Origin of the sequence: Streptomyces katrae, assembly GCF_000966975.1 — a bacterium.
Classification (GTDB): Bacteria; Actinomycetota; Actinomycetes; order Streptomycetales; family Streptomycetaceae; genus Streptomyces; species Streptomyces katrae.
Genome location: NZ_JZWV01000843.1, coordinates 1 through 3900 on the forward strand (window position 1 = coordinate 1; position 3900 = coordinate 3900).

The following is a 3900-nucleotide window of genomic DNA, read 5'->3' on the forward strand; positions in this document are numbered from 1 at the left end:
GGCCTCCGAGGGCTCCGGCGCCAAGACGATCAACGGCGTGAACTACGACTCGCCGACCTCCGACGGCCTGCCCGTCACCGGCATCGGCCGGGACAAGGCCCAGCTCATCTGGTACAAGGCCCTCACCACCAAGTTCAACTCGACCACGGACTACGCGGGTGCCCGTGAGGGCACGATCGCCGCGGCGACCGACCTGTACGGGGCCGGCAGCGCCGAGGTCAACGCCGTCACCGACGCCTGGGCCGCCGTCAACGTCGGCGCCCGTTCGGGCGGCGGTACCCCGACCCCGGGGAACGTCTTCGAGAGCACGACCCGCGTGGCCATCCCGGACTCCCCCGGCCCGGCCGTCACCTCGTCGGTCAACGTCACCGGGATCACCGGCAACGCGCCGAGCACCCTCAAGGTCGGCGTGAAGATCACCCACACCTACATCGGTGACCTGCAGATCGACCTCGTGGCCCCGAACGGGACCTCGTTCCGCCTGCAGAACTCCTCGTCCGACTCCACGGCGAACCTGGACAAGACCTACACGGTGAACGCCTCGGCCGTTCCGGCCAACGGCACCTGGAAGCTGAAGGTCCAGGACAAGGCCGCCGCTGACACCGGCACGATCACCGACTTCAAGCTCACCTTCTGACCGGCGGCCGCCCGGCCGTGATCCGAAGACGGGTGCCCGGAGCCTTCGAGGCTCCGGGCACCCGTGCGTCCGGCCGGCGCGGCCAGGAACGATGGGCTCGCGGCGGCCTCCCAGGAGGCGCCGCGAGGGTCCGTCCGGCGGGTCAGGAGCGCGGCGAGACCTGGACGATGGCCTCGATCTCCACGAGCTGCTCGGGGACCGACATGTCGCTGACGCCCACGATGGTGTCCGTCGTGCGGTGGTTGCCGACGTACTCCTTGTGCAGCCTGGCGGCCGTGTCGAAGTTCTGGCGGAGGTCCTTGGTGAAGATCTTCATGCTGATGATCTGGCTGCGCGGGACCCGGTAGTGCGCGAGGACCTTGTCCAGGTTGGCGAACGCCGTGCGCACCTGCAGTTCGAAGTCGCCGGCGCCGACGAAGTTCCCGGCCTCGTCGTGGGACACCTGCCCCGAGATGTAGACGGTGTCCCCGGCCCTGATGCCCTGCGAGTACCCGTAGGACTCCTCCCACGGCACCCCGAACCCGAAGTGGTCCCAGCCGCGGCGCGCCTGGTCCTGCGCGCTGGCACCCTGCGGGCCCGTGAAGGTGATCATCGCGGCCACGATCGCGGCCACCACGGCACCGATGCCGGCCCTGCGCCCTGCCTTGCTCATTCCCTGTGTCCCTTCGTCCCCGGTGGAGCCTGGAGCAACGACGCTGTCACGGGGGGAAGGAGAACTCCTCGTACGGGAATCGAGCGGCCGTCACGCCGCGCCGGAGGTCCGGCCGCGTCCGGGCGGGGGGGTGAGGGGGCGACGCCCGGGGCTTCATCCGGCCGCGGCGGCGTCCTCGGCCTCCCAGCGCAGCAGGTCGCCGGGCTGGCATTCGAGGACCTCGCAGAGTGCGGCGAGCGTCGCGAAGCGCACCGCCTTGGCCCGGCCGTTCTTCAGTACCGCCAGGTTGGCGGGCGTGATGCCGACGCGGTCCGCCAGCTCGCCCACGGACATCTTCCGCCGGGCCAGCATCACGTCGATGTCGACGGCGATCGGCATCAGATCACCTCGTCCAGCTCGGCCCGCATCTGCGTGGCTTCGGCGTCCCGGGCGACGGCCTGGGCGAGCAGCATCCGCAGGACGAGCACGATGAGCGCGACCCCCAGGATGGCCACGCCGACCCCGCCCATGATGACGGTGACACCCGGGTCCTCCCGCTGACCGGGCGCGTTGATGGCCGTCACCGAGAACCACACGAGGGCGGCCGCGACGATCGCACCGATCACACCGTCCACGTACCGGAAGGCGGCGTGGGAGAACACGGTTCCGCGTCGCACCATGGTGACCAGCCGCCATACGCAGACGAGGGCGACCTGGACCGACACCATGCCCAGGACCGTGACCACGCGCAGCGCGGTCAGCGGCATCGACCCGTCCTCCGGGTCGCTCCCGCTGACCAACGTCCACACCATCAACGCCTGTACGAAGGCGGTACCGGCGAGCACCACCCCGAGCACGGCACGCAGCGCCCCCACTGTCAGCTTTCCCATGACCCATCCTTCCATCGACTCACGATGGAAATCTATCGAATTTCGATAGGCGAGGCAATGGGGGGTGCTTTCGGCGCCCGCGGGCCGGTCAGTCGACGCCTTCGACGATGCGGAAGTCGCGCTCGACGGCGTCGGAGAGGACGGCCAGCGCCTCCTGGTAGGCCTCGCTCTCGCGCGCCGCCACGGCCTGCTCGAAGCTGTCGAACTCGATCAGGATGGTGCGCTCGGCGATTCCGGCGTCGTACGCCACGGCCCGGCCACCACGGACGAAGACCCGGCCGCCCCCCGCCTCCACGGCCGGACCGGCCAGCTTGTCGTAGGCAGCGAGCTTCTCGGGGTCTGAAATGGTGCGGTAGACGCTGACCCAGTAGGCCTTGGGCATGGAACCTCCAGTGCGGGGACGAGCCCTCCTGCTTCGATTTTCGAATCACTATGATGCTTCGAGAACCGAAGCGCAAGGAGTGGGTATGGAAGCCAGAGCTCCACGTCCGGGTGTGCCCGTACGGGGGTCCGGATCGGGTCGGCCGGTGATGGCCGCACTCGACCTGCTCGGACGGCGTTGGACGATGCGGATCCTGTGGGAACTGAGTCAGGCGCCGGCCGGCTTCCGTGAACTGCAGCGCCGGTGCGAGCGCATGTCCTCCAGCGTGCTCAGCACCCGGATCGAGGAGCTGACCGACGCCCGCCTGCTCGCCCTGGACGGCGACGGCTACCACCTCACCCCGCTCGGCCAGGGCCTTGTCGAAGCACTGAAGCCGCTGGGTGCCTGGAGCCGTCGCTGGGCCGAGGAAATGGGGCCCGCGACGGAAGGAGGGCCGGAATGACCACCGCCCGGCCAGGGGTCCGGTCCGCTCCCGCGGACCGAGCGGGCCGGCGCCAGTAACCGGGGGGCGGCCCGAGCGTTGGGCCCGTGTGACACTTGACGACCTCTACACCGACATCGTGGCCGAGGAATTCGACGCGGACGCCGACACCGGCCCCTATCGCGAGGCCGTGCTGGCGCTGGCCGTACTCGGGGCCGTCGCCGACGGCGAGACCGGTGAGGAGGTGCGCACCACCGCCCGCGCCCTCGGCGCACGGCTCGGCATGCGCCTGCCCGCCACCTGAGCGGCGTGCTGGTGCAGCCGGCCCGGCGTCAGGAGCGGGGGTGGCCCGGGTACGGGTAGGGCTGGTGCGGCTGGTGACCCTGCCAGGGCTGGGGCTGCTGCGGGGGCCAGGGGGCCGGCCGGGTGCTGCGGAGCAGGGCGTCGAAGCGGTCGTACAGGTCGCGGGCCCGGTCCGGCGCGGGAACGAACGCGGTGACCGATCCGTCGGCGAGCCGCACCGTCACCACGTCGCCGCCCCGGGGGTCGGGCTGGTACCAGACTCCGGCGAGGGCCGTGGCGGGCACCCAGCCCCGTTCGGTCTCGGGACCTCCGCCGCCCATGCGGCGCCGCAGCGCCCGCCGGTATCCCGGGAACAGCAGCCCCGGGAGCGTCAGCACGGCCAGCAGGACGATCAGGACGTCCACGACCACTCCGCTCGCCCACTGCACCAGCGCGATCAGGGCCCCGTAGCAGAGCGCGGCGAGGAACAGCACGATGCAGGCCGTGAGGGCGGCCTCCGGCGCTCCGGTCTTCTTGAGCAGGCTGTAGAGGCCGATCAGTGCGAGCAGCACCAGTGCCGTGACGCACCCGGCACCCTCGCCGAGGAAGGTGTCGGCGACGGCGCCGGCGCGCCGCTCCGGGGTGACGGCGTAGCCG

General features: G+C 71.1%; 8 protein-coding genes. 3 read left to right on the top strand and 5 right to left on the bottom strand.

The window, feature by feature from the left end; genetic code table 11:
• Positions 1-637: proprotein convertase P-domain-containing protein (locus VR44_RS27740; protein WP_045950351.1), on the top strand; the 637-nt coding region annotated here is incomplete at its 5' end.
• Between the two features lie 142 nt (positions 638-779).
• Here VR44_RS27740 and VR44_RS27745 read toward each other — a convergent pair.
• From VR44_RS27745 to VR44_RS27760, 4 genes are all read right to left on the bottom strand, one after another.
• Complete coding sequence (locus tag VR44_RS27745) at positions 780-1289, bottom strand: RidA family protein (RefSeq protein ID WP_052713859.1); 510 nt, start codon at positions 1287-1289, stop codon at positions 780-782.
• 153 nt (positions 1290-1442) lie between these two features.
• On the bottom strand, positions 1443-1667 hold the full coding sequence (locus VR44_RS27750) for a helix-turn-helix domain-containing protein (protein ID WP_045950352.1): 225 nt from the start codon (positions 1665-1667) through the stop codon (positions 1443-1445).
• Positions 1667-2158 carry a DUF2975 domain-containing protein gene (locus tag VR44_RS27755; protein ID WP_045950353.1) on the bottom strand — a complete coding sequence of 164 codons (492 nt, stop codon included), beginning with the start codon at positions 2156-2158 and terminating at the stop codon, positions 1667-1669. Before VR44_RS27755 ends, VR44_RS27750 begins: the two co-directional genes overlap by 1 nt.
• Positions 2159-2246: 88 nt before the next feature.
• The gene (locus VR44_RS27760; protein ID WP_045950354.1) at positions 2247-2540 is read right to left on the bottom strand and encodes a DUF1330 domain-containing protein; all 294 of its coding nucleotides are present in this window, start codon (positions 2538-2540) and stop codon (positions 2247-2249) included.
• An 85-nt stretch (positions 2541-2625) separates the two neighbouring features.
• On the opposite strand from VR44_RS27760, the gene VR44_RS27765 reads away from it, so the two are divergent.
• Together VR44_RS27765 and VR44_RS27770 are read left to right on the top strand one after the other, a co-directional pair.
• Entirely contained in the window at positions 2626-2982 is a 357-nt protein-coding gene (locus VR44_RS27765; protein WP_045950355.1) for a winged helix-turn-helix transcriptional regulator, read from the top strand.
• A gap of 88 nt (positions 2983-3070) precedes the next feature.
• Positions 3071-3265, top strand: coding sequence for a hypothetical protein (locus VR44_RS27770; protein WP_045950356.1), 195 nt, complete (start codon positions 3071-3073; stop codon positions 3263-3265).
• A gap of 28 nt (positions 3266-3293) precedes the next feature.
• Here VR44_RS27770 and VR44_RS27775 read toward each other — a convergent pair.
• Positions 3294-3900 (bottom strand): hypothetical protein (locus tag VR44_RS27775; protein WP_045950357.1); only part of this gene is annotated, 607 nt, incomplete at its 5' end.